Here is a 23196-nt window from a genome sequence, read left to right as displayed (position 1 = left end):
ATTCCTCTAATGGCACTCAACGGATAGCGTGGCGATACCGGGGGCCATATGAGCTTTCCCCAGTCTGAAAGGTGTCTGGCATTGCTGCTGCTCCCCGTCCTGATACCAGCTGACGCGCAGGGTGCCGCGCTCTGGTACCCCGCTCAGGTAGGCCTGACCGCCGTCAGCGACCATGCTTCGGTTTGCAGAATGGCGGTTCTGCTCCACCACTTCAGCCTGCGCGCCAAACGGCAACGGTTCGCCGTGGTATCGCAGGGAAAACAGAACGCGATAACCAATGTGGGTTTTGTAATTGGCCAGCACCACCGCGCCGCTGGTGGGAATGAGCGTCAGACCGCTCTGCTCAACGTCGACGTTCTCACCCAGCGTCGCCGTATCAAGACTGACGGTATTTTTGCGGTACGCCGAGAGCGTTGGCATGACCGCATAGCCGCGGCTGTCGGTATGGATCCCGTTGTAGCCCTCCGGCTCAACGTTCGCCGCGCCGGGCACGCGTAGCAGGGCGACGGTATCGCCCAGCGGCTGGCTAAGCGTGACGCCATACTGCGTGGCGATAACGCCTCCGGCGAGTCCGAGGCTCGCGTTGCTACCGCTTCGGCTGTGGTCATAACCGAGGCTGACGTTGCCGTAGCCACCGTTGTATTGCAGCGCCAGGCTGGTACTGTCGGCTTGTCCCTCGCTGGCCTTACTCTGCTGAACGCTGTAATTAAGGTTGCGATTCGCCAGCGCACTGCCGTTGAGTGACACCTGCTGAGTGGTCATCCCACGATTGTTGTGGTTGATGAAGTAACTGACCGAGCTGTCCGGTAACCAGTGACCAAGCGGAACATTGACGTTAAACGACACGGTACGATCGGGATGCTGCTCAAGCGCTGAGTCGGTGTAGTCATACCCCGCGCCCCAGGTAATGCCTCGCCAGCTGGTGTACCAGCCAATGTGGATGGTTTTATCCTGCCCGGACGTATGCCAGTAATCCTGCATCCATGCCGAGACGCTGAGGCTGCCGAACTGACCCAGCGTCTGTGAGAAGGTGACCTGCGAGCGGCTACGGCGATTATTGAGTTGCAGCTGTTGGCTGTCAGACTGATTCAGTTCACTGAATTCATAGTAATTGCGCGAGGCATAGCGATAACTCGCCAGGTTGAAGGCGGTGCCGGTAGCGCTGAAATCTTTCTGATACTGAATGCGCCACGCCTGCCCCATCGCGCTTTTGCCATTGGGTAAACGGCTTTTTGCCAGCGTATCGTCAATGCCCAGCGAGCCAAATGCGCCAAACCCTCTGCCTACGCCAATTGCACCGGCCTGATAGTTGCTCGCCGTACGAAAGCCGCCATACACCGTCATCCTCGAGAGCAGGCCGTAGAAGAAAGCGCCTTCAACAAACTCAGGTGAACGCGCATCGCCGGAGCCGGAGTGAAATCGTCCGGCGTTGAGGCTGTATTTCAGGCTGCCCAGGCGTCGCATAAACGGCACCGCAGAATAGGGTTGGGTAAAGACGCGCGTTGAGCCGTCACTTTCCGTGACCGTCACCTGTAGATCGCCACTTTGTGCGCCGGGGAACAGATCGTTAATGATAAATGGCCCGGCGGCCACCCAGGTTTCATAGATCACATAGCCATTTTGCGAAACGGAGACTTTAGCGAAGCTGTGTGCGACGCCGCGGATGGTTGGTGCGAAGCCGCGCTGGCTGTCGGGCAACATGCTTTCGCTTGATGTGAGCTGTACCCCGCGAAACGCCACGCTATCGAAGACGTCGCCTGCGGTCCAGGCATCGCCGATCCGTAGCTGGCTGTTAAGACGGCGAATATCCCGGGTCAGCCAGCTACTTTGCGACTGAAAATGGTCGCCGCCCGCGTCGCTGTGGCTCCAGGCGGAGGTGTTGCGCAACCGCCACGCCCCCAGATTGATACCGTTACGCAGGCTCAGATAGCTGGATGTCGTGACGCCACGCTGATGATGTGCCTGGCCGCCCGACAGACTGTAATCAGTAAAGGCCGCCGGGATACCATCGTCCCACTGCGACTGCGGCACGTAGCCACGGCTGCGGTGTTTCATCGCCGCCTGCGGCAGGCTGAGAAAGAGACGCTGCTGGTTGAAATCATAGGAGGTTCGCGCTGCCGGAATGAAATCCGCGAGGTGCGTGAACGTTTCTCCCTCCCGCAACCGTGAGAATGCAGGAATGGCCCTGACATTCACCCCAAGCGCTTCCAGCAGCGATACGCTAAAAACGGGTTGCAGGCTGCCTTTCTCATTGACGAAGGTGATCTCCTGATGCCGCTCCTCGCGTCCGTTAATCTCCAGCGTCACGAGCCAGGTGCCTGGCATCTGCCCGCCCTTTTCAGAGAAATAGTGCAGATCCGCCGTTTTCTGTTCGGTAGAGGAAAGCTCCAGCGCGGCGGGATCAAAGTAATCCTCGGCCATCCCCGCGCGGCTGAAGCTAAGCAGCAACACCGAAAGCGGCGCGTAACGAAACAGGCGAAAAGACATGGTCTTAAAGAGGCTGGGTGTGGGTGGCGGTGATGGCACCAAAATCATTAATAGCCGACCAGCTTACGCCCCCGGAGGCGGACACAGGCCATTCGCGGGTTTCCCCTGGACCGATCATGCCCGGCTGCTCAATTTTATGCCCGCCAACGGACAGTCGATAAAAAGAGACGTAGTATGGCGTCGGGTTGGCGGCCTTAAGCCCTTTTCCCGTCCGCGAAAACGTTATTTTCTGCCAGGCAGTGGCAGCGTCCCCTTTAAGGTTGTCCGGGCGGTAGAAAATTTTAAATTTCGATTTAACGTTAACTTGTAATTCGTTGCTGCTCTCTTTTGGCTTTGGCGCAATCGCTTTAATATCGAGCCAGAATACAGATTCACGATCTGTGGGCAGCGGAGCGCCGGTATATTGAATACGCAGCGTGTTGGTCTGCTCCGGATCAAGTCTGAACAGAGGTGGTGTGACAATAAATGGCGCAGCGTTATTTTTATCCTGCCCATCACCTTCAACCCACGACTGAATAAGATAGGGAACCGCACTTTCCATATTAGAAACAGAAAATGCCACCTCCTTGCTGTGTTGTGGGTATACGATCCGTGTTCCCCCCATTACAACGCCAGCGGAAACTGACGCAGAACTAACCATTAATGCAGTGAGCATAATATACGATAAACGTTTCATCATTATTATCTCTGGAGGTAGCTGAGAGTGAAATCAGTTATAAACCATCAGGAAGTTGGAAACGGCATTGACGTCGCCCGCGTTAATTTCCGACCCGTCTTTGTCGAGAGAGGCATAAAACGTTAATTCAGCATTGCCTTCAGCATCCGGTGCGGTTGTTTCAGATACCGTACCCGGTTTAATCGCGGTGCTGCGATCGCTGTTATAAAGCTTCACGCCGACGCCCGTCGCCATACCTTCGCCTGGCGTAACCTGTAGCAGTGTGTCATTCACCGTATCTTTGGTTCCGTCAAACAGTACCGCAACCGATTCAACCGTCTCCGGGCAGTTCTCTACGTTGATTTTGAACTCACGCGGCGTCGTTTCGCTGTGATCGTCGAAGTAGCTTTTCGCCCACGCGCCGAGGTCTACCGTTTTGCTTTTTGACGCAGGGGTAATATCACAGGAAATAAGAGTGATTTTCCCGGTAAAGTTGATCACGCCGCCTGTACTCTGCGAGCCAGCGCCTGTATCCAGGGAAGCATTAACGCCAGAATCACTGCTTGCCAGTACTGATTGAGAAGATAACAGCAGCCCCGCCGCGGCAATCGCCAGCGCCACATTTTTGATTTTCATTTGGAACACTTTCCCCTCTGTAAATTAAACAGATATAGACTTGTTGTACCAGGTACAATAACCGCTATAAGGATTTAAAAACGCCACCAAAAGGGTTTTAGCAGAATGGGTCACGCGACCTTATAGAATAAAGCAGGGTCCATCCCATGGTGATAATCCGTATATTTTCAGAAGGCCATACACAGATATCCTGCAACTGAGGAAATGACTTCTGGCCGAAAATAACACTGAATACGTTGTGGTTAGTAATAAATTTAATGTCTTCTGTAACGTTGCTTCTGAATAAATAGTAAATCATATGCCTTTTAGCGTCTACGTATTGAAAAGCAGTACGCCGCGTCTGTAAACACTCTGGAATTAACACTTAGCTAACAAATTTAACCCCTTTCGATTGCCCTGATAATTATTAATTTGCTTTTAATACCGTAACTAAATTACAAGAGAGCCAACTGATCATTGTTTGATCAATTTATTTCAGAATATTATTAGCCAAAAAATGTCACTTCAGCAAAAAATTCTTGCCCTTTATCCTGAAAAATCACGGTTAAACAGGATATTTCTTTATCGATCAGCAATTGATCGTTTGTAATACACTGTTAAAATCTATATGTGAAATTTACCTTAATTAAAATTTTTTGCTACAGCTTAGATTTCGCATTTTTAACCAAAAAAAAATTTTATTTATAGGAAATAAATCACTCTGCTCACATATATACAGCTTTTCAAAAACACAAATAAAGCAAACAAACCTCATTCAATTCACGTAATATTATCACCTCCCCATTTTATTCAACATCTTTTACGCGCCGTATCTGCTCAAAAGGCGAAAGTAATGCCCTCCACCTGACTACCGCTCCCAACGCACACGGTGAGTTGATTTTGCGATTTTGGTCCTACCAATCATGCGCAAAGCTATCCATCGTTCACAGTTTTGATGCTCCACTTCACAAAACCATTGCCGAATAGCAACACTTGGTTAACCATTTATTGCCATTACCCCTACATCACAATATTGGATGGACCACTTTTACACTAAGTGTGACGCTGAGATGAGCAGAGACTCACCCGACGAACACCTGTGTGGTCCTCAGGAGACCTGCATGAGCCTCTGGCAACAAAACTACGATCCGGCCGGGAATATCTGGCTGTCGAGCCTGATCGCATCGCTACCGATCCTGTTTTTCTTCTTTGCGCTAATTAAGCTCAAGCTGAAGGGCTACCTTGCCGCAACGTACACCGTTGCCATCGCCCTGCTGGTGGCTCTGTTCTTCTATAAAATGCCGGTCGATCGCGCGCTGGCCTCCGTGGTGTATGGTTTCTTCTACGGCCTGTGGCCGATTGCGTGGATCATCATCGCCGCCGTCTTTGTCTACAAAATCTCGGTCAAAACCGGGCAGTTCGACATTATTCGCTCGTCGATTCTCTCTATTACACCGGACCAGCGTTTACAGATGCTGATTGTCGGTTTCTCCTTCGGGGCGTTCCTTGAAGGGGCGGCAGGATTTGGCGCGCCGGTGGCGATCACCGCCGCTCTGCTGGTCGGGCTGGGCTTTAACCCGCTGTATGCCGCTGGCCTGTGCCTGATTGTGAACACCGCCCCGGTAGCGTTTGGCGCGATGGGCATTCCGATTCTGGTGGCGGGCCAGGTGACCGGGCTGGACAGCTTCGAGATCGGCCAGATGGTGGGTCGCCAGCTGCCGTTCCTGACCATTATCGTGCTGTTCTGGATCATGGCGATTATGGACGGCTGGCGCGGCGTGAAGGAGACCTGGCCTGCGGTGATGGTAGCGGGCGGTTCGTTCGCCATTGCCCAGTATCTCAGCTCCAACTTCCTCGGCCCGGAACTGCCGGACATCATCTCTTCCCTGGTGTCGCTGGTCTGCCTGACGCTGTTCCTGAAACGCTGGCAGCCGGTACGTATCTTCCGCTTTGCTGACATGGGCGCATCGCACGTGGATCAGACGCTGGCGCGCACCGGCTATACCGCCGGACAGATTGTGCGCGCATGGTCACCGTTCCTGTTCCTGACCGCCACCGTGACGCTGTGGAGCATTCCGCCGTTTAAAGCCCTGTTCGCCCCGGGCGGCGCGCTGTACGACATGGTGATTAATATCTCCGTGCCGTTCCTCGACAAAATGGTCGCCCGTATGCCGCCGGTGGTGCACGACGCCACGCCATATGCGGCAGTGTTTAAGTTCGACTGGTTCTCAGCCACCGGCACGGCCATCCTGTTTGCCGCTATCCTTTCCGTAGTGTGGCTGCGCATGAAGCCTGCCGCCGCGGTGCAGACCTTTGCGGCGACGATTAAAGAGCTGATGTTGCCGATTTACTCCATCGGCATGGTGCTGGCGTTCGCGTTTATTTCGAACTACTCCGGCCTGTCGTCGACGCTGGCGTTAGCGCTGGCGCATACCGGCCACGCGTTTACCTTCTTCTCGCCGTTCCTCGGCTGGCTGGGGGTGTTCCTGACTGGTTCAGATACGTCATCTAACGCCCTGTTTGCCGCCCTACAGGCCACGGCCGCGCAGCAGATTGGCGTCTCGGACGTGCTGCTGGTCGCCGCGAACACCACCGGCGGCGTGACCGGGAAGATGATCTCGCCGCAGTCCATCGCCATTGCCTGTGCCGCGGTGGGGCTGGTAGGCAAAGAGTCGGACCTGTTCCGCTTTACCGTTAAACACAGCCTGATATTTACCTGCATGGTGGGCGTGATCACCACATTGCAGGCCTATGTCTTAACCTGGATGATTCCATGATAGTGATGCCCAGACGCCTGTCCGACGAGATTGCCACTCGCGTACGGGCGCTGATAGAAGAACAACAGCTGGAAGCGGGCATGAGATTGCCCGCCGAGCGTCAGCTTGCCGCTCAGCTTGGCGTGTCGCGCAACTCGCTGCGCGAGGCGCTGGCGACGCTGGTTAGTGAAGGGGTGCTGCTGAGCCGTCGCGGCGGCGGCACCTTCGTGCGCTGGCAGCATGACGACTGGTCCGAACAAAACATCGTGCAGCCGCTGAAGACGCTGATGGAAAACGACCCGGACTACAGCTTCGACATCCTCGAAGCGCGTCACGCCATCGAAACCAGTACAGCGTGGCACGCGGCGATGCGGGCAACCGACGCCGACAAAGAGAAGCTCAAAGCCTGTTTTGAAGCCACGCAAAGCAGCGACCCGGACATCGCCTCCCAGGCGGATGTGCGGTTCCATCTGGCGATTGCCGAGGCCTCGCACAACGTGGTACTGCTGCAAACCATGCGCGGGTTCTTCGACCTGCTGCAATCCTCCGTGAAGCAGAGCCGCCAGCGCATGTATCTGGTCCCGCCGGTGTTTGCTCAGCTGACCGAACAGCACGAGGCGGTGCTCAACGCCATTCTGGCCGGTGATGCCGAGGCCGCGCGCAAGGCGATGATGGCGCATCTCGGCTTCGTGCATACCACCATTAAACGATTCGATGAAGATCAGGCCCGACAGGCGCGTATTACCCGTCTGCCTGGCGAGAGTGATATTTCCAGGGAGAACAAAGCATGATTATTTCAGCAGCCAGTGATTATCGCGCCGCGGCGCAGCGCATTTTGCCCCCGTTCCTGTTCCACTACATTGACGGCGGGGCGTATGCCGAATACACCCTGCGCCGCAACGTGGAAGACCTGTCGGAGGTGGCCCTGCGCCAGCGCGTGCTGAAGAATATGTCTGACCTGAGCCTTGAGACGAAGCTGTTTAACGAAACGCTCTCCATGCCGGTAGCGCTCGCACCTGTCGGTTTATGCGGCATGTATGCCCGTCGCGGTGAAGTGCAGGCCGCCGCCGCCGCAGATGCCAAAGGCATTCCGTTTACCCTTTCCACCGTGTCCGTCTGCCCGATTGAAGAAGTCGCCCCGACCATCAAGCGCCCGATGTGGTTCCAGCTGTACGTCCTGCGCGATCGCGGTTTTATGCGCAACGCACTGGAGCGCGCCAAAGCGGCGGGCTGCTCAACGCTGGTCTTTACCGTCGACATGCCGACCCCCGGCGCGCGCTACCGCGACGCCCACTCCGGCATGAGCGGCCCTAACGCGGCCCTGCGCCGTTACTGGCAGGCGGTGACGCACCCGCAGTGGGCGTGGGATGTGGGCGTGAACGGCCGTCCGCACGATCTGGGCAATATTTCGGCCTACCTGGGTAAACCGACCGGGCTGGAAGATTACATCGGCTGGCTGGCGAACAATTTCGATCCGTCGATCTCATGGAAAGACCTGGAGTGGATCCGCGAATTCTGGGACGGCCCGATGGTGATCAAAGGGATCCTCGACCCGGAAGATGCCCGCGACGCGGTACGTTTTGGCGCCGATGGGATCGTGGTCTCTAACCATGGTGGCCGCCAGCTTGACGGGGTGCTCTCCTCCGCCCGCGCCCTGCCGGCCATTGCCGATGCGGTGAAAGGCGATATTGCGATCCTGGCCGACAGCGGCATCCGTAACGGGCTGGACGTGGTGCGCATGATCGCCCTGGGCGCGGACAGCGTGCTGCTGGGCCGTGCTTACCTGTACGCGCTGGCCACCAGCGGCCAGGCGGGCGTGGCGAATCTGCTGAACCTGATCGAGAAAGAGATGAAGGTGGCGATGACGCTGACCGGTGCGAAAACAATCGGTGAAATCAGCAAAGACTCTCTGGTGCAGGAGCTCAGTAAGCTGCCTGCGGCGCTGGCCCCTCTTTCTCAGGGAAACGCGGCCTGATCTCCCCCGGTTAGCCTCCCCTTCTTCCGCGCCCGACTTCCCCCTCGGGCGCTTTTTTTGTCGAAAATAACACCTGCGTAACATTCTGGATAAGAAAATTTGACATCCACCTGCCTTCCGCAATTGTATAGACAAGCAAATACAAGAACACAAAAACAACATCAGATCGGAGTGGAGCGTATGGCGTATTCAGGTAAGGTGGATATTCAGCAGGTGATCGATGAAAGTCCTTTTTCAGGGTTTCACTGGCTTCTTATTGTGCTGGGCTTTCTGGTGCTGGCGATTGATGGGTTTGATACCGCAGCGATGGGTTACATTGCGCCTACGCTGTCGACGGAGTGGGGAATACATAAACAGGATCTGGGGCCGGTGCTGAGTGCGGCGCTGCTGGGGCTGTCGCTGGGTGCCCTGATTGCAGGTCCGGTATCGGACCGGATGGGACGCAAGCGCGTGCTGGTCTTTTCGTGTCTGTTCTTCGGCCTGGCGAGCCTGGGCACGGCCTGGGCGCAAAGTCTGAATACCCTGACGCTGTGGCGATTTCTGACAGGCCTCGGCCTTGGCGCTGCCATGCCTAACGCCATCACGCTGATCTCCGAGTTTGCCCCCCAGCGCTGCCGCGCCATGGCAATTAACACCATGTACTGCGGCTTTCCGCTGGGTGCGGCGGGCGGCGGAGCAATCTCATCCTGGCTTATCCCTCACCACGGCTGGCGAAGCGTGCTGCTGACCGGCGCGATTGCGCCGCTGATTTTAACGGTGCTGCTGGCGCTGCTGTTGCCGGAGTCGGTGAAGTTTCTGGTGCAGCGCGGGAAAGACGTCGCCCAGGTTCGCCGCATCGCCAGCCGGTTCGCCCGCAGCACGCTGGATAGCGTCACGGGCTTTTTCCTCGCGGAGGAGAAAGTCGCGTCGAAAAAAGGCAGCGTGTCGCAGCTGTTTTCCATGCCCTGGCTGCCCGGCACCCTGATGCTGTGGGTCACCTATTTTATGGGGCTGGTGATTTATTACGTCCTGCTGAGCTGGATGCCAACGCTGATGCAGGGGATGGGATATGCGCTGGCGGAATCCGCCTGGCTCACCTCGCTGTTCACCTTCGGCGGCACCGCTGGCATTTTGCTCGCGGGCTGGATGATGGATCGCTGGGAAGCGCACAAGGTGGTCGCGTGTGGTTTCGTGCTGACGATGGGCCTGATTCTTTTACTCGGCATTGAGCATAACCATATCGCCCTGTTTGGCGGGTTAATTTTCCTGATGGGGATCGCGATGAACGGCGCGCAGTCGGGCATGCAGACCCTGGCCGCCACCTTTTACCCTACCGAGTGCCGTGCGACGGGTATCGCCTGGATGCAGGGGATCGGCCGCTTCGGCGGCGTGGCGGGCACCCTGACCAGCGCCCAGCTTCTTTCCATGCAGTGGCAGGCGGACAGTATTTTAATGATCCTCAGCGTACCTGCTCTCGTGGCTGCGGCGGCAACCGTCTACAAAATGCTGTATAGCCGCGCGCAGGAGCCGGGCGTCGCCTAGTCCCTCTCTTTTCTGCTATTCTGCCCCCGCAATTAAGGGGGCAGCATGCTTAACATCGTCTTATTCGAACCAGAAATTCCGCCGAACACCGGCAATATTATCCGCCTGTGCGCCAACACCGGTTTTCGTCTGCACATCATTGAGCCGATGGGCTTTACGTGGGACGACAAACGTCTGCGCCGCGCGGGGCTGGACTACCATGAGTTTACCGCCGTCGTTCGTCATCACGATTACGCCGCGTTTCTGGGATCCGAAAAACCACAGCGCATGTTCGCCCTGACCACCAAAGGTACGCCAGCGCACAGCGCCGTAAGCTATCAGGACGGGGATTATCTGATGTTTGGTCCGGAAACCCGCGGCCTGCCGGCCACCATTCTGGATGCCCTGCCCGCTGAGCAGAAAATTCGTATTCCGATGATGCCGGACAGCCGCAGCATGAACCTGTCGAATGCGGTGTCGGTGGTGGTGTATGAGGCGTGGCGCCAGCTGGGTTATCCCGGCGCGATATTGCGTAGCTAAAACAGTTCGGGTGGCTTACGCCACCCGATTCGTCGTGTTTAGCCTGCTACCGCGATACGTTTCATATCGGTCATGTAGCCACGCAGTTTCTGGCCCACTTTCTCGATTTCGTGGCTGCGAATCGCTTCGTTGACGTCACGCAGCTGCGCGTTATCAACCGCTCCTTCCGCAATCGCCTGGCCCAGATCGCCCGCTTGCAGGGTGGTCATGAACTCTTTCAGCAGCGGTACGCAGGCGTAAGAGAACAGGTAGTTACCGTACTCGGCAGTATCGGAGATCACCACGTTCATCTCATACAGACGTTTACGGGCGATGGTGTTTGCGATCAGCGGCAGCTCGTGCAGCGATTCGTAGTACGCAGATTCTTCAATGATGCCCGAATCCACCATGGTTTCGAACGCCAGCTCAACGCCCGCTTTCACCATCGCGATCATCAGGACGCCTTTATCGAAGTACTCCTGCTCGGTGATCTTGCCGTCATACTGTGGTGCGGTTTCGAACGCGGTTTTACCGGTCTCTTCGCGCCAGGTCAGCAGTTTCTTATCGTCATTCGCCCAGTCCGCCATCATGCCGGAAGAGAACTCGCCGGAGATGATGTCGTCCATGTGTTTCTGGAACAGCGGCGCCATGATGGTTTTCAGCTGTTCAGAGAGTGCGAACGCGCGCAGTTTTGCCGGGTTGGACAGTCGGTCCATCATCAGCGTAATGCCGCCCTGCTTCAGCGCTTCGGTGATGGTTTCCCAGCCGAACTGAATCAGTTTTTCCGCGTATGCCGGATCGGTGCCTTCTTCCACCAGCTTGTCGAAGCACAGCAGAGAGCCGGCCTGGAGCATGCCGCACAGGATGGTCTGCTCGCCCATCAGGTCAGATTTCACTTCCGCAACGAAGGAAGATTCCAGCACGCCCGCACGATGGCCGCCAGTGGCCGCAGCCCAGGCTTTGGCAATCGCCATGCCCTCGCCTTTCGGATCGTTTTCCGGGTGAACGGCGATCAGCGTCGGTACGCCGAAGCCACGTTTGTACTCTTCGCGCACTTCGGTGCCCGGGCACTTCGGTGCCACCATCACCACGGTGATGTCTTTACGGATCTGCTCGCCCACTTCAACGATGTTGAAGCCGTGGGAGTAACCCAGCGCGGCGCCGTCTTTCATCAGCGGCTGTACGGAACGCACAACGTCAGAGTGCTGCTTGTCCGGCGTCAGGTTAACCACCAGATCCGCCTGCGGGATCAGCTCTTCGTAGGTGCCCACTTTGAAGCCGTTTTCGGTCGCTTTACGCCAGGAAGCACGCTTTTCGGCAATCGCTTCTTTACGCAGGGCGTAGGAGATATCCAGCCCGGAGTCACGCATGTTCAGGCCCTGGTTCAGACCCTGTGCGCCACAGCCGACAATGACCACTTTTTTACCCTGAAGGTAGCTCGCGCCATCAGCAAATTCATCGCGCGCCATGAAGCGGCATTTGCCCAGCTGCGCCAGCTGCTGGCGCAAGTTCAGTGTATTAAAGTAGTTAGCCATGGGTGATACCTCGTGATGTTGTGTGTCTTATTGTTCGGTTCGCGTTTCAGCGAGAATGTACCCACATTACAACAGGAAATTTATTGCGGAAATTGATATATTCACAACGTCACATTGCAATTTATGCAATGTAAAAAGAGGGAGTGGAATCGGTGGATTTACGCGATCTGAAAATGTTCCTGCACCTGGCGGAAAGCCGTCACTTTGGCCGTAGCGCCCGGGCGATGCACGTCAGCCCCTCCACGCTGTCGCGCCAGATCCAGCGCCTTGAGGAAGACCTCGGCCAGCCGCTGTTCGTGCGCGATAACCGCACCGTCACTCTCACGGAAGCCGGTGAAGAGCTGCGCATCTTTGCTCAGCAGACGTTATTACAGTATCAGCAGCTGCGGCACACCATCGACCAGCAGGGGCCGTCGCTTTCCGGCGAGCTGCATATTTTCTGTTCCGTGACCGCTGCCTACAGCCATCTTCCCCCCATTCTCGACCGCTTCCGTGCGGAACATCCGTCGGTTGAAATTAAGCTCACCACCGGCGATGCCGCCGACGCGATGGAAAAAGTGGTAACGGGCGAAGCGGATCTGGCGATTGCCGGGAAACCCGAAACGCTGCCGGGGGCGGTGGCGTTCTCGATGCTGGAAAATCTGGCGGTAGTGCTGATTGCCCCGGCGCTGCCCTGCCCGGTGCGCAACCAGGTTTCGGTGGAGAAACCGGACTGGTCCACGGTGCCGTTTATCATGGCCGATCAGGGGCCGGTGCGCCGCCGCATTGAGCTGTGGTTCCGCCGCCAGAAGATCAGTAACCCGTCGATTTACGCCACGGTCGGCGGCCATGAGGCGATGGTATCGATGGTGGCGCTCGGCTGCGGCGTAGCGCTGCTACCGGAAGTGGTGCTGGAAAACAGCCCGGAGCCGGTGCGCAATCGCGTGATGATTTTAGAACGCAGCGATGAGAAAACGCCGTTCGAGCTCGGCGTGTGCGCACAAAAAAAGCGGCTGCATGAGCCGCTTATTGATGCGTTCTGGACGATATTGCCGAACCACTAAAGCCGGGTGGAGCTGCGCTTACACGGCCTACACGCAGTTCAAACCTTAGAACGTAGGCCTGATAAGCGCAGCGCCATCAGGCATTTTCCCGAACAACCTAACCCGCCAGGAAGAAACGGAACGCCGGGTTGTGGGTTTCGTCATGGCACTCATAGCCCAGCTCGTTCAGGCGCGTTTCGAAATCCGGCTCGTGCTCGCCCAGCTCGAACGCCGCCAGCACGCGGCCATAGTCGGTGCCGTGGCTGCGGTAGTGGAACAGAGAGATGTTCCAGTGCGTACCCAACGTGTGCAGGAACTTGAGCAGCGCGCCCGGCGATTCCGGGAACTCGAAGCTGAACAGGCGTTCCTTGAGCGGCTTGGATGGACGGCCGCCGACCATGTAACGCACGTGCAGCTTCGCCATCTCGTCGTCGGAGAGATCGACCACGCTGTAGCCACCGTCATGCAGCAGGCTGAGGATCTCTTTGCGCTCCTCCACGCCACGGCTCAGACGCACGCCGACAAAAATGCACGCATCTTTGGCATCGGCAAAGCGGTAGTTGAACTCCGTTACCGAGCGGCCGCCCAGCAGCTGGCAGAACTTCAGGAAGCTGCCCTTCTCTTCCGGAATGGTCACCGCCAGCAGCGCTTCACGCTGCTCACCCAGCTCACAGCGCTCGGAAACGTAGCGCAGACCGTGGAAGTTCACGTTGGCACCGGAAAGCACGTGCGCCAGACGCTCGCCGCGAATATTGTGCTGGGCGATGTATTTTTTCATTCCCGCCAGCGCCAGCGCGCCGGATGGTTCCGCCACCGCACGCACATCCTCGAAGAGATCTTTCATCGCCGCGCAGATAGCGTCGCTGTCGACGGTGACGATATCGTCTAGATACTCCTGGCACAGGCGGAACGTTTCGTCGCCAATGCGCTTCACCGCCACGCCCTCGGCGAACAGCCCGACGCGCGGCAGATCTACCGGATGTCCGGCGTCCAGCGCCGCCTTCAGGCAGGCAGAGTCTTCCGCTTCAACCGCAATCACTTTGATCTGCGGCATCAGCTGTTTGATCAGCACCGCCACACCTGCGGCTAAGCCACCGCCGCCCACCGGGACGAAAACGCGGTCGAGATGGGCGTCCTGCTGCAACAGTTCCAGCGCCAGCGTACCCTGCCCGGCAATCACCATCGGGTGATCGAACGGCGGCACCCAGGTGAAGCCCTGCTGCTGCGCCAGCTCAATCGCTTTGGCTTTGGCTTCGTCAAAGTTAGCGCCGTGAAGCAGCACTTCTCCGCCGAACCCGCGCACCGCGTCGACCTTGATATCTGCGGTGGCGACCGGCATCACGATCAGCGCCTTCAGCCCCAGACGCGCCGAGGAGAACGCCACGCCCTGCGCGTGATTGCCCGCCGAGGCGGTAATCACCCCGCGCGCTTTCTGCTCGTCCGTCAGCCCGGCCATCATCGCGTATGCGCCGCGCAGCTTAAAGCTGTGCACCGGCTGCCTGTCTTCACGCTTCACCAGAATGACGTTGTCGAGACGCGAAGAGAGTTTGTCCATTTTTTGCAGGGGCGTGACCTGCACCGCTTCATAGACCGGCGCGCGTAGTACCGCTCTCAGGTATTCCGCCCCCTCCGGGGCGGCGGATAAGGGTTGTGACTCGGCCATCATTAGCCCCCCAGTTTAGATTTATCGCGCACCGCGCCTTTATCTGCACTGGTGGCAAGACTCGCGTAAGCGCGCAGGGCGAAGGAGACTTCACGCTGACGATCTTTCGGCGTCCAGGCTTTGTCGCCGCGGGCTTCCTGCGCCTCACGACGGGCCGCAATCTCCTGGTCACTCAGCTTCAACTGAATGCCGCGGTTCGGAATGTCGATTTCGATCAGGTCGCCATCTTCGATGATCGCGATATTGCCGCCGCTTGCCGCTTCTGGCGAGACGTGACCAATGGAGAGGCCTGACGTGCCGCCAGAGAATCGACCATCGGTGATCAGCGCGCAGGCTTTGCCGAGGCCCATCGATTTCAGGAAGGTGGTCGGGTAGAGCATCTCCTGCATGCCCGGACCGCCTTTCGGCCCTTCGTAGCGAATGACCACCACGTCGCCTTCCACCACTTTGCCGCCGAGGATAGCGTCTACCGCTTCGTCCTGGCTTTCATACACTTTTGCCGGGCCGGTAAATTTCAGGATGCTGTCGTCCACGCCTGCGGTTTTCACAATGCAGCCATTTTCCGCGAAGTTACCGTACAGCACGGCCAAACCGCCGTCTTTGCTGTAGGCATGTTCCAGCGAGCGAATGCAGCCTTCGGCGCGATCGTCATCCAGCGTGTCCCAGCGGCAATCCTGCGAGAACGCCTGGGTGGTACGGATGCCCGCCGGACCGGCGCGATACATGTTTTTCACCGCGTCGTCTTTGGTCAGCATCACGTCGTACTGCTCCAGCGACTCCGGCAGCGTCAGGCCGAGCACGTTTTTCACGTCGCGGTTCAGCAGCCCGGCGCGATCCAGCTCGCCGAGAATACCAATCACGCCACCCGCACGGTGGACATCTTCCATGTGGTACTTCTGGGTACTCGGCGCGACTTTACACAGCTGCGGCACTTTGCGGGAGAGCTTGTCGATGTCGCTCATGGTGAAGTCGATTTCAGCTTCCTGCGCGGCGGCCAGCAGGTGCAGAACGGTGTTGGTGGAACCGCCCATGGCGATATCCAGCGTCATGGCGTTTTCGAACGCCGCTTTGCTGGCGATGTTACGCGGCAGCGCGCTGGCGTCGTCCTGCTCGTAGTAGCGTTTGGTCAGCTCAACGATGCGCTTGCCCGCGTTAAGGAACAGCTGTTTACGGTCGGCGTGGGTCGCCAGCAGCGAGCCGTTACCCGGCTGAGAAAGACCCAGCGCTTCGGTCAGGCAGTTCATGGAGTTGGCGGTGAACATACCGGAACAGGAGCCGCAGGTCGGGCACGCGGAGCGTTCCACCTGGTCGCTCTGCTCGTCAGTGACTTTCGGATCCGCGCCCTGGATCATCGCATCGACCAGGTCGAGCTTGATGATTTTGTCGGAGAGCTTGGTTTTCCCCGCTTCCATTGGGCCACCAGAAACGAAGATCACCGGAATGTTCAGGCGCAGGGAAGCCATCAGCATCCCCGGGGTGATTTTGTCGCAGTTGGAGATACAGACCATCGCATCGGCGCAGTGGGCATTAACCATGTACTCCACCGAGTCGGCGATCAGCTCGCGCGACGGCAGTGAATAGAGCATTCCCCCGTGGCCCATTGCGATACCGTCATCCACCGCAATGGTGTTGAACTCTTTCGCCACGCCGCCGGAGGCTTCGATTTGCTCGGCAACCAGCTTACCGAGATCGCGCAGGTGCACGTGGCCCGGCACAAACTGGGTGAAGGAGTTCACCACGGCGATAATTGGCTTGCCGAAATCGGCGTCGGTCATTCCGGTGGCGCGCCACAGTGCGCGGGCACCCGCCATATTACGGCCGTGGGTGGTGGTGGCTGAACGATACTTAGGCATGCTTTATTTACTCCCGTCTGACTATTTAATGGGACGGTGCGTGCCGTCCCAAATTTATATTTAGTGATTAACCTGATCCAACCAGCCGTATTTGTCTTCTGTTTCGCCGGTGAACAGGCCGAAGAAGGCTTGCTGAATGCGTTTGGTGACCGGGCCACAGCGGCCTTCGCCCACCAGAATGCCATCGACGCTACGCACCGGCGTAATTTCAGCCGCGGTACCGGACATGAACACTTCGTCAGCCAGGTACAGGGATTCGCGGGACAGTACCTGCTCGCGCACTTCGATACCCAGATCTTTTGCCAGCTTGATGATGGCGTCGCGGGTGATGCCCGGCAGCGCGGACGAAGTGAACGGCGGGGTGAACAGAATGCCGTCTTTCACTTCAAACAGGTTTTCGCCCGCACCTTCGGAGATGTAGCCATTCACATCCAGCGCGATACCTTCCTGATAGCCGTGACGGCGCGCTTCGCTGCCGACCAGCAGTGAGGAAAGGTAGTTACCGCCCGCTTTAGCCGCAGTCGGGATAGTGTTTGGCGCCACGCGGTTCCAGGAAGAAACCATTGCGTCGATCCCCTGATCCAGCGCTTCCGCGCCCAGGTAGGCGCCCCACGGGAACGCGGCAATGATCACATCGGTGTTATAGCCGGCGGGCGGGTTCACGCCCATGCCAACGTCGCCCACGAACACCAGCGGACGAATATAGGCGCTGGTCAGTTTGTTCTGGCGAATCACCTCGCGGCAGGCTTCCATCAGCTCATCAACGCTTTGGGAGACCGGGAAACGATAAATTTTGGCTGAGTCATGCAGACGCTGCATGTGTTCGCGATGGCGGAACACCACTGGCCCTTTGTGAGAGTCGTAGCAACGGATCCCTTCAAACACGGAGGTGCCGTAGTGCAGCGCGTGGGACATCACGTGAACTTTCGCGTCTTCCCAGCGAACCATCTCACCATTGAACCAAATGTAATCAGCTTTTTTTGTCGTCATTTTTTCGTCCTGTCACGCTTAAGCGCGGATTTGTTGTGATGTGGTTGTGCTCTGGCAGATGGCAACATGGGCAACGTCTACCAGTTTTGATAACTGACTAAACAGTAAGTCGACCGGCCGCGGGCTGGCAACGGTTAATTCGATACTGATGTTCTGCGCGTCGGTGGCCGTTTCCATATTCATAGAGCAAATCTGAAAGCCACGGTGGCGAACCACGCGCAATACGCGTTCTAAAGTTTCCGGGTTGAAGCGAGCCTGCACGGCGACCTGATGTTGCATCATGATAATTTCTCCAGCATTTGTGAGTTACTGGCACCGGGCGGTACCAATGGCCAGACGTTCTCAAGCTCGTCGATTGAGACATGAAGCAGGTATGGCCCTTCGCTTGACAGCATGGTGTCGAGTGCCGCTTCAACCTGGTCTTTACGGGTGATGTGCTGGCCAGGAATGCCGAAGGCGCTGGCCAGGGTGAGGAAATCGGGGTTATCGGTCAGGGTCGTTTCGCTGTAGCGCTCCTGGAAGAACAGCTGCTGCCACTGGCGAACCATGCCTAAACGCTGGTTATCGAGCAAGACGATCTTCAGCGGTAACTGCTTACGCTTCACGGTGCCGAGCTCCTGGACGTTCATCATGAAGGAGCCGTCACCGGAGATACAGATAACGGTATCGTTCGGGCGGGCAACCTGTGCGCCCACGGCAGCGGGCAGACCGAAGCCCATCGTCCCTAACCCGCTCGAGGTGATAAAGTTCTCCGGGCGGGTGTAGGTCATGTGCTGGGCTGACCACATCTGATGCTGGCCGACATCCGTCGTTACCACGCTGTCTGCGGGTTTACGGTCTGACAGCTGTTTCAACAGCAGCGGCGCATAGATGGCGTCGCCTGGGTGATCGTAACGCCACGCGTGTTCAGTACGCATATCAGCGGTGTGCTGACGCCATGGGTTGATATCCAGCGGCTGCTCCAGCGCCGGTAACAGCGCGTTAAGATCGCCCTGCAACGCGACATGCGCCTGACGCAGTTTGTTCATCTCCGCCGGGTCGATGTCCATATGGATCACTTTGGCGTTCGGCGCGAAGGTATTCAGCTTGCCGGTAACGCGGTCGTCAAAACGGGCGCCGACGGCGATAAGCAAGTCGCATTCCTGCACCGCCAGGTTTGCCGCTTTGGTACCATGCATCCCCAGCATGCCGAGGTAGTACGGGTAATCCGCCTCTACCGCACCGAGACCTTTCAGCGTGCAGGTGGCGGGCATTTGCGTGGTCGCAATGAACGCGCGAAGCGCCGGAACAGCCTGCGCCATGCCCACGCCGCCGCCTACGTACAGCATCGGTTGTCTGGCCTGCGCCATCATCTGACGCGCCTCTTCCACCTCTGCATGCGGGAACGCATTATCGCTTTCCACGGTAGAGAAATGCGGCTCCAGATCGCCGAGTGCAATCTGGATATCTTTCGGGATATCAACCAGAACCGGGCCAGGACGGCCAGAGCTGGCAACCTCGAACGCTTCGGCCATCACCCGCGGCAGCTCTTCGAGAGACTGAACGAGGAAGCTGTGTTTGGTGCAGGCCAGCGATAAACCGAGCACATCCACTTCCTGGAAGGCATCGGTGCCGATGAACGGAGAGGCCACCTGGCCGGTGATCGCCACCACGGGTACGGAGTCGAGCAGCGCGTCAGCCAGGCCGGTGATCAGGTTCGTTGCGCCGGGACCTGAGGTGGCCATACAGACGCCGGTTTTACCGGTCGCACGGGCATAACCGATGGCGGCCATCGCTGCGCCCTGCTCGTGTCGGCACAACAGGTGTTCCACGCCGCCGTCATACAGTGCATCGTAAATCGGCATAATTGCGCCACCCGGATAACCGAATACGGTTTCGACTCCCTGCGCGCGCAACGCATGTACTACCCATTGTGCCCCATTCATAGTTAGTTCCCCGTCATAAATCTGGAGAAACAGAATTTTGTGCTAGTCGTCATTCTCTGCTCCTCATTTAAGTTTTTTAGTCATAAAAAAACCCCCGGACCTTTCGGTGCGGGGGTCTTAGTTCGTTAAGGCTTGATTTCTAAGCCTTTCCTCGTCCAAGTGCAGCCCCGCACGGTGGGATAATAATCACCACCACGCTAATCACGACCAGGCTAATCACTCGTAGAAGGGCTGTCATTTTCAGTTCTTTTTGCATCTTGTTCGAAGGAATACCTAAAGAGTTACCACAGATATTTCATCTGACACAAGATTTTTTTATGACCTATATCTGTAGCATGCGAACTATTTCTTTCAAAATCGTTGTTTTATATAGGGAAAAAATAGAAATGAAGATTTTTCATTTTTTTGTCCTGCTTCATCCGGCAAGGCGCGCATGATTTCTTTTCTGCGAGGCCGATTCCACCGACATGTAAGGATTACATTTTGCCGCTAAAAGGCTGGAACGAGCGCCGTAATTCAGTGAATTAGTGCTAAACAGGAAAAAATGATGCTGGCATAGTCACCGCCAAGGAGGGCTTATGTCACTGTCAGTTGTTTATACACGCGCGGCCATCGGCGTGAAGGCACCGCTTATTTCTGTAGAGGTTCATTTAAGTAATGGACTGCCCGGCCTGACGCTGGTCGGCTTACCAGAAACGACCGTTAAAGAGGCGAGGGATCGCGTGCGCAGCGCAATTATTAATAGCGGTTATGCTTTTCCGGCGAAGAAGATCACCATTAACCTTGCGCCCGCCGATTTGCCAAAGGAGGGAGGGCGATATGATTTACCTATTGCTATAGCGCTTCTCGCGGCTTCTGAACAGCTCAATACGCCAGGGCTAAGCTCGTGTGAGTTCGTGGGTGAATTAGCGCTTACAGGCGCGTTAAGAGGCGTTCCCGGAGCAATCTCGGGTGCGCTTGAAGCCATACGCGCGGGAAGACAAATCATTGTGGCCAATGAAAATGCCTCTGAAGTAAGCCTTATCGCCGAAAAGGGGTGTCTTGTCGCGGGACATTTGCAAGAGGTTTGCGCCTGGCTGGAAGGCCGACACGAGCTTGCCGAGCCGCAGGAGAATGACGAGGTGGCGCCAGCTTCGCCCGAGGATCTCAGCGATATTATGGGTCAGGAACAGGGTAAACGGGCGTTAGAGATAACGGCCGCGGGTGGGCATAACCTGTTACTGATAGGTCCGCCAGGCACGGGGAAAACGATGCTGGCGAGCAGATTGAGCGGCCTGTTGCCACCCCTCAATAATCATGAAGCACTGGAAAGCGCCGCGATATTTAGCCTGGTCAGTTCTACCTCGCTGCATAAACAGTGGCGCCGCCGTCCTTTCCGCTCTCCACACCACAGTGCGTCTCTTACCGCGATGGTGGGCGGGGGTTCGATCCCCGGACCGGGTGAAATCTCACTGGCGCACAACGGCATTTTGTTTCTGGATGAATTGCCAGAGTTTGAACGCCGCGTGCTGGATGCATTGCGGGAGCCGATTGAATCCGGCGAAATCCATTTGTCTCGTACTCGGGCCAAAATAAGCTACCCTGCGCAGTTTCAGCTGGTCGCGGCGATGAACCCTAGTCCTACGGGTCATTATCAGGGCAATCATAACCGCTGTACGCCGGAGCAGACGCTGCGCTATCTGAGTAAGCTGTCTGGCCCCTTCCTCGACCGTTTTGATTTATCTCTCGAGATCCCCCTGCCCCCGCCCGGTCTGCTGAGGCAAACCGGTATTAGGGGCGAAAGCTCAGCAACTGTGCGTGAACGGGTTATTGCGGCGCAGGCGCGGCAGTATGCTCGTCAGAACAGGCTGAATGCCCGGCTGGATAACAGCGGGATCCGACAGTTTTGTTCTCTTAACGCTGAAGATGCAGGCTGGCTGGAAGATACACTGACGCGGTTTGGGCTATCCATTCGCGCGTGGCAGCGTTTGTTGAAAGTAGCGCGCACGGTCGCCGACGTGGAGGGCTGCTCCGGAATAGAGAGGCGGCATTTGCAGGAGGCATTAAGTTACCGTGCGATCGATCGGCTGCTGTTGCATCTGCAAAAAATGCTGGCGTAAAAAAAGGGGCCGTAGCCCCTTCTCTTCTTAATCGTCAGACTCGGTGTAGTCTTCTGCACCTTCCATCTGCGGCTTACCGCCAGACAGCGTATGGAAACGCTTAGGACGCTTAATGCGAGCCATATACTTGATCCATACACGTTCTGCATCAGACTGCGGCTCACGCTCACCACGGCAAACAGAGACAAACTGTTTTTCATCTTCGGTTGCCGGTTCACGTTTACCCAGATCCAGCTCGTTAAAGGCATAACCATGGCGCTCAAGAAGTTGAGCTTCTTTGATAGTGAAATCGCCGTGACGAGAGAACCCGCGCGGGTAATGTTTATTGTCGAAAAAACGATTAGTCGTCGTAAAGCTTTCCGCCATCCTACACGCTCCTAATTCTTTGGCCGAGCTATTTATGGCGCGGAGTATTAGTTACGCTTGACAGAGTGTAAAACAAAACATTTAAATCATAACGACAAATAATTTTGTGGAGAAAGATGTGGATACGGAATTGCTAAAAACTTTCCTCGAAGTGAGCAGAACGCGACACTTTGGGCGAGCAGCTGAAGCCCTCTACCTGACGCAGTCAGCAGTCAGTTTTCGTATTCGACAGCTGGAAAATCAACTGGGTGTGAACCTTTTTACCCGCCATCGCAACAATATTCGTTTAACTCCGGCTGGTGAAAAGCTGTTGCCTTATGCAGAAACCCTGATGAATACCTGGCAGGCAGCGCGAAAGGAGGTTGCGCACACCTCCCGGCATAATGAATTCTCGATCGGTGCCAGCGCATCGCTATGGGAATGCATGCTCAGCCAATGGCTTATGCGGCTATATCGCACACACAACCATCTGCAATTTGAGGCGAGGATTGCGCAACGTCAGTCGCTGGTTAAGCAACTCCACGAGCGGCAGCTTGATCTGCTGATCACCACAGAAGCCCCCAAGATGGACGAATTTAGCAGCCAGATTGTTGGACAATTTAGCCTGGCGCTCTATGCATCGGAGCCTGCAATGATGAAGGCCGATCTGAATTATTTACGCCTGGAATGGGGGCCTGATTTTCAGCAACACGAGACGGGGTTAATTGCCAGCGATGATATCCCGCAGCTCACGACAAGCTCAGCGGAGATCGCATGCCAGCATCTTCCCGCATTGAAAGGCTGTACCTGGTTACCTGCTCGCTGGGCGGATAATAAACCTACACTCCATGTTGTCACCGATTCGACAACGCTCTCCAGACCGCTGTATGCCATTTGGCTGCAAAACAGCGATAAGCAGTCGCAGATAAAAGATCTGTTAAAAACCAGCATACTGGATTAACGCAAAAGCCTGCGGAAACGCAGGCTGCTTATTCTTCAGGAAGGTGTTGAGCTGTTTTGCAGGCAAAAAAAATCCTTTGCCGAAGCAAAGGATTCTATATGGCAGGGGCGGAGAGACTCGAACTCGCGACACCCGGTTTTGGAGACCGGTGCTCTACCAACTGAGCTACGCCCCTAAAGTTTTTGCCATTAAGCCTGCCGGAAGGGCAGGCTTAATGTCTTAATAAGTGGCGGAACGGACGGGACTCGAACCCGCGACCCCCTGCGTGACAGGCAGGTATTCTAACCGACTGAACT

20 protein-coding genes and 1 tRNA gene are annotated in these 23196 nt (G+C 56.6%); 8 read left to right on the top strand and 13 right to left on the bottom strand.

Annotation, left to right across the window (positions count from 1 at the left end):
• Positions 1-6: 6 nt before the first annotated feature.
• The 3 genes from H2Z33_RS08660 to H2Z33_RS08650 are packed head-to-tail and all read right to left on the bottom strand — an operon-like array spanning position 7 to position 3778.
• A complete protein-coding gene (locus H2Z33_RS08660) occupies positions 7-2487 on the bottom strand; it encodes a fimbria/pilus outer membrane usher protein (RefSeq protein WP_032651950.1) in 2481 nt (826 codons plus the stop codon).
• A 4-nt stretch (positions 2488-2491) separates the two neighbouring features.
• Positions 2492-3166 (bottom strand): molecular chaperone, encoded by a 675-nt coding sequence (locus H2Z33_RS08655; protein WP_017693782.1) that lies wholly within the window; start codon positions 3164-3166, stop codon positions 2492-2494.
• A 30-nt stretch (positions 3167-3196) separates the two neighbouring features.
• Entirely contained in the window at positions 3197-3778 is a 582-nt protein-coding gene (locus H2Z33_RS08650; RefSeq protein ID WP_015572771.1) for a fimbrial protein, read from the bottom strand.
• Positions 3779-4878: 1100 nt separating this feature from the next.
• Here H2Z33_RS08650 and lldP point away from each other — a divergent pair.
• The 5 genes from lldP to trmL all read left to right on the top strand — a co-directional run bounded on the left by lldP (position 4879) and on the right by trmL (position 10528).
• Entirely contained in the window at positions 4879-6534 is a 1656-nt protein-coding gene (gene lldP / locus H2Z33_RS08645; RefSeq protein ID WP_003860175.1) for an L-lactate permease, read from the top strand.
• Positions 6531-7304 (top strand): transcriptional regulator LldR, encoded by a 774-nt coding sequence (lldR, locus tag H2Z33_RS08640; RefSeq protein WP_006808630.1) that lies wholly within the window; start codon positions 6531-6533, stop codon positions 7302-7304. Before lldP ends, lldR begins: the two co-directional genes overlap by 4 nt.
• On the top strand, positions 7301-8488 hold the full coding sequence (gene lldD / locus H2Z33_RS08635) for an FMN-dependent L-lactate dehydrogenase LldD (protein WP_015572772.1): 1188 nt from the start codon (positions 7301-7303) through the stop codon (positions 8486-8488). Before lldR ends, lldD begins: the two co-directional genes overlap by 4 nt.
• 180 nt (positions 8489-8668) lie before the next feature.
• Entirely contained in the window at positions 8669-10009 is a 1341-nt protein-coding gene (locus H2Z33_RS08630; RefSeq protein WP_047056518.1) for an MFS transporter, read from the top strand.
• Positions 10010-10054: 45 nt separating this feature from the next.
• The gene (gene trmL / locus H2Z33_RS08625; protein ID WP_003860178.1) at positions 10055-10528 is read left to right on the top strand and encodes a tRNA (uridine(34)/cytosine(34)/5-carboxymethylaminomethyluridine(34)-2'-O)-methyltransferase TrmL; all 474 of its coding nucleotides are present in this window, start codon (positions 10055-10057) and stop codon (positions 10526-10528) included.
• Positions 10529-10566: 38 nt separating this feature from the next.
• Here trmL and ilvC read toward each other — a convergent pair whose 3' ends face one another.
• Positions 10567-12042, bottom strand: coding sequence for a ketol-acid reductoisomerase (ilvC, locus tag H2Z33_RS08620; protein ID WP_006808634.1), 1476 nt, complete (start codon positions 12040-12042; stop codon positions 10567-10569).
• 152 nt (positions 12043-12194) lie between these two features.
• On the opposite strand from ilvC, the gene ilvY reads away from it, so the two are divergent.
• Positions 12195-13085, top strand: a complete 891-nt coding sequence (ilvY, locus tag H2Z33_RS08615) for an HTH-type transcriptional activator IlvY (RefSeq protein WP_017693777.1) — start codon at positions 12195-12197, stop codon at positions 13083-13085.
• A 97-nt stretch (positions 13086-13182) separates the two neighbouring features.
• Here ilvY and ilvA read toward each other — a convergent pair whose 3' ends face one another.
• The 7 genes from ilvA to ilvL all read right to left on the bottom strand — a co-directional run bounded on the left by ilvA (position 13183) and on the right by ilvL (position 19733).
• A complete protein-coding gene (ilvA, locus tag H2Z33_RS08610) occupies positions 13183-14727 on the bottom strand; it encodes a threonine ammonia-lyase, biosynthetic (protein WP_026094330.1) in 1545 nt (514 codons plus the stop codon).
• Between the two features lie 2 nt (positions 14728-14729).
• Positions 14730-16580: a dihydroxy-acid dehydratase gene (gene ilvD, locus H2Z33_RS08605; protein ID WP_033488021.1), complete on the bottom strand. Its 1851-nt coding sequence runs from the start codon at positions 16578-16580 to the stop codon at positions 14730-14732.
• 60 nt (positions 16581-16640) lie between these two features.
• Positions 16641-17570, bottom strand: coding sequence for a branched-chain-amino-acid transaminase (ilvE, locus tag H2Z33_RS08600; protein ID WP_063135472.1), 930 nt, complete (start codon positions 17568-17570; stop codon positions 16641-16643).
• Positions 17571-17588: 18 nt separating this feature from the next.
• Positions 17589-17852: an acetolactate synthase 2 small subunit gene (gene ilvM, locus H2Z33_RS08595; RefSeq protein ID WP_003860184.1), complete on the bottom strand. Its 264-nt coding sequence runs from the start codon at positions 17850-17852 to the stop codon at positions 17589-17591.
• Positions 17849-19495 (bottom strand): acetolactate synthase 2 catalytic subunit, encoded by a 1647-nt coding sequence (gene ilvG / locus H2Z33_RS08590; RefSeq protein ID WP_063135471.1) that lies wholly within the window; start codon positions 19493-19495, stop codon positions 17849-17851. The genes ilvM and ilvG overlap by 4 nt, the downstream gene beginning before the upstream one ends.
• A gap of 2 nt (positions 19496-19497) precedes the next feature.
• Entirely contained in the window at positions 19498-19548 is a 51-nt protein-coding gene (ilvX, locus tag H2Z33_RS08585; RefSeq protein WP_166792073.1) for a peptide IlvX, read from the bottom strand.
• Between the two features lie 86 nt (positions 19549-19634).
• Entirely contained in the window at positions 19635-19733 is a 99-nt protein-coding gene (gene ilvL, locus H2Z33_RS08580; RefSeq protein WP_001311244.1) for an ilv operon leader peptide, read from the bottom strand.
• Positions 19734-20073: 340 nt separating this feature from the next.
• On the opposite strand from ilvL, the gene H2Z33_RS08575 reads away from it, so the two are divergent.
• Positions 20074-21594 (top strand): YifB family Mg chelatase-like AAA ATPase, encoded by a 1521-nt coding sequence (locus H2Z33_RS08575; protein ID WP_023295617.1) that lies wholly within the window; start codon positions 20074-20076, stop codon positions 21592-21594.
• Between the two features lie 27 nt (positions 21595-21621).
• Here the strand turns inward: H2Z33_RS08575 and H2Z33_RS08570 are convergent, their stop codons facing one another.
• A complete protein-coding gene (locus H2Z33_RS08570; RefSeq protein ID WP_006808641.1) occupies positions 21622-21960 on the bottom strand; it encodes a DUF413 domain-containing protein in 339 nt (112 codons plus the stop codon).
• A gap of 118 nt (positions 21961-22078) precedes the next feature.
• Here H2Z33_RS08570 and hdfR point away from each other — a divergent pair, with 118 nt between their 5' ends.
• Positions 22079-22900, top strand: coding sequence for an HTH-type transcriptional regulator HdfR (gene hdfR / locus H2Z33_RS08565; protein ID WP_047732710.1), 822 nt, complete (start codon positions 22079-22081; stop codon positions 22898-22900).
• Positions 22901-22999: 99 nt separating this feature from the next.
• Here hdfR and H2Z33_RS08560 read toward each other — a convergent pair.
• Positions 23000-23075, bottom strand: a tRNA-Trp gene (locus H2Z33_RS08560).
• Between the last annotated feature and the right edge of the window lie 121 nt (positions 23076-23196).

This window comes from Enterobacter sp. YSU, assembly GCF_016082135.1.
GTDB classification, from domain to species: Bacteria; Pseudomonadota; Gammaproteobacteria; order Enterobacterales; family Enterobacteriaceae; genus Enterobacter; species Enterobacter hormaechei_C.
The sequence above is the reverse complement of the archived record's forward strand: the minus strand, read 5'-3'. Positions and strand labels throughout refer to the sequence as shown.

Bases quoted from the DNA above. Each gene is read 5' to 3' on its own strand.
- H2Z33_RS08660 (WP_032651950.1), bottom strand. From the start codon at position 2,487: ATGTCTTTTCGCCTGTTTCGTTACGCGCCGCTTTCGGTGTTGCTGCTT.
- H2Z33_RS08655 (WP_017693782.1), bottom strand. From the start codon at position 3,166: ATGATGAAACGTTTATCGTATATTATGCTCACTGCATTAATGGTTAGT.
- H2Z33_RS08650 (WP_015572771.1), bottom strand. From the start codon at position 3,778: ATGAAAATCAAAAATGTGGCGCTGGCGATTGCCGCGGCGGGGCTGCTG.
- lldP (WP_003860175.1), top strand. From the start codon at position 4,879: ATGAGCCTCTGGCAACAAAACTACGATCCGGCCGGGAATATCTGGCTG.
- lldR (WP_006808630.1), top strand. From the start codon at position 6,531: ATGATAGTGATGCCCAGACGCCTGTCCGACGAGATTGCCACTCGCGTA.
- lldD (WP_015572772.1), top strand. From the start codon at position 7,301: ATGATTATTTCAGCAGCCAGTGATTATCGCGCCGCGGCGCAGCGCATT.
- H2Z33_RS08630 (WP_047056518.1), top strand. From the start codon at position 8,669: ATGGCGTATTCAGGTAAGGTGGATATTCAGCAGGTGATCGATGAAAGT.
- trmL (WP_003860178.1), top strand. From the start codon at position 10,055: ATGCTTAACATCGTCTTATTCGAACCAGAAATTCCGCCGAACACCGGC.
- ilvC (WP_006808634.1), bottom strand. From the start codon at position 12,042: ATGGCTAACTACTTTAATACACTGAACTTGCGCCAGCAGCTGGCGCAG.
- ilvA (WP_026094330.1), bottom strand. From the start codon at position 14,727: ATGGCCGAGTCACAACCCTTATCCGCCGCCCCGGAGGGGGCGGAATAC.
- ilvD (WP_033488021.1), bottom strand. From the start codon at position 16,580: ATGCCTAAGTATCGTTCAGCCACCACCACCCACGGCCGTAATATGGCG.
- ilvE (WP_063135472.1), bottom strand. From the start codon at position 17,570: ATGACGACAAAAAAAGCTGATTACATTTGGTTCAATGGTGAGATGGTT.
- ilvM (WP_003860184.1), bottom strand. From the start codon at position 17,852: ATGATGCAACATCAGGTCGCCGTGCAGGCTCGCTTCAACCCGGAAACT.
- ilvG (WP_063135471.1), bottom strand. From the start codon at position 19,495: ATGAATGGGGCACAATGGGTAGTACATGCGTTGCGCGCGCAGGGAGTC.
- ilvL (WP_001311244.1), bottom strand. From the start codon at position 19,733: ATGACAGCCCTTCTACGAGTGATTAGCCTGGTCGTGATTAGCGTGGTG.
- H2Z33_RS08575 (WP_023295617.1), top strand. From the start codon at position 20,074: ATGTCACTGTCAGTTGTTTATACACGCGCGGCCATCGGCGTGAAGGCA.
- H2Z33_RS08570 (WP_006808641.1), bottom strand. From the start codon at position 21,960: ATGGCGGAAAGCTTTACGACGACTAATCGTTTTTTCGACAATAAACAT.